The following is a 1,251-nucleotide window of genomic DNA, read 5'->3' on the forward strand; positions in this document are numbered from 1 at the left end:
CCGCGGGCGGGATGTCGCCGCAGTAGCGGTAGAGCCGCCGGTGGTTGAACCAATCGACCCATTCGGCGGTGGCGAACTCGACGTGGTCGACGCTGCGCCAGGGGCCGCGCGGTTTGATCAACTCGGTCTTGTAGAGACCGTTGATCGTCTCGGCCAGGGCGTTGTCGTAGCTCGATCCGATCGCTCCGACAGAGGGTTGGATCCCGGCCTCCGCGAGCCGCTCAGAGAAAGCAATCGAGGTATATTGCGACCCCCTATCCGTGTGGTGCACAACATCTTTCACATTCCAACCCGCTCGCTCGCGAGTCCAGATGGCATGCTCGACGGCATCGAGAACCAACTCGGTCGTCATTGACGTGCCGGTGCGCCAGCCGATGATCCGACGCGCGTAGGCGTCGATGACGAACGCCACGTACACCCAGCCCGACCAGGTCGACACATAGGTCATGTCGGCCACCCACAGCCGGTTCGGCGCCGGCGGCGCGAACCGGCGCTGGACCAGATCCGCCGGTCGTGGGGCGGCCGGATCGGGAAAGGTAGTGCGCTTGACCCGCCCGCGCACCGCCCCGCGCAGCCTTAGCTCGCGCATCAGTCGTTCGACAGTGCACCGAGCAACGGACCAGCCCTCTCGATTCAGTTGCAACCAAACCTTTCTCGCGCCATAGACCCCGAAGTTCTCACCGTGAACCCGGGTGATTTCCGCCTTCAGCTCCTCGTCGCGAACATCGCGCTTCGCAGGAGTGCGCTTGCGCTGCTCGTAATAGGTTGAGGGGGCGGCTTTTACGCCGAGCTCGCAGAGCGCGGCGCAGATCGACTCGACACCCCAAGCAAGGCCGCCGCTTTCGCGGCGGCCTTGGTGTTCGGTGATGAACCGAACGATCAGCGCTGGGGCCGGTCGATCTCGGCAGCGAAGAAAGCCGACGCGGCCTTCAGAATTGCGTTGGCGCGCTTGAGTTCTGCGTTCTCTCGCCGCAGCCGCTTCAGCTCCGCCATTTCATCCGAGCTCGTCCCGGCCCGGGATCCGGTGTCGATCTGGCCCTGACGCACCCACTTGCGGACCGTCTCCGGCGTCCCCACTCCGAGGAGGTCGGCGACCGCTTTCATCGCCGCCCACTCCGACTCGTGGTCACCCTTGATCTCGGCGAACATCCGCACGGCCCGCTCACGCAACTCCTGCGGATACTTCTTCGAACTCGACACGACTCCATCCTTCACAGAGGTTGAAGTCTCCCGACACTCCGGGGCGGTTCA

Annotated in this window: 1 protein-coding gene; it reads right to left on the reverse strand. The window is 64.6% G+C overall.

Annotated elements, in window-relative coordinates; translation table 11 throughout:
- Nucleotides 1–1,200, reverse strand: a protein-coding gene (locus NMI01S_RS34620) for an IS3 family transposase (RefSeq protein ID WP_157126515.1) whose coding sequence is annotated in 2 segments (ribosomal slippage) — nt 1–918 and nt 918–1,200 — 1,201 coding nt annotated over the 2 segments. Because the reading frame shifts where the segments join, the coding sequence is not laid out codon by codon here. This gene is flagged as partial in the annotation.
- Nucleotides 1,201–1,251 lie beyond the last annotated feature (51 nt).

It is taken from the genome of Nocardia mikamii NBRC 108933 (assembly GCF_001613505.1).
GTDB lineage: Bacteria > Actinomycetota > Actinomycetes > Mycobacteriales > Mycobacteriaceae > Nocardia > Nocardia mikamii.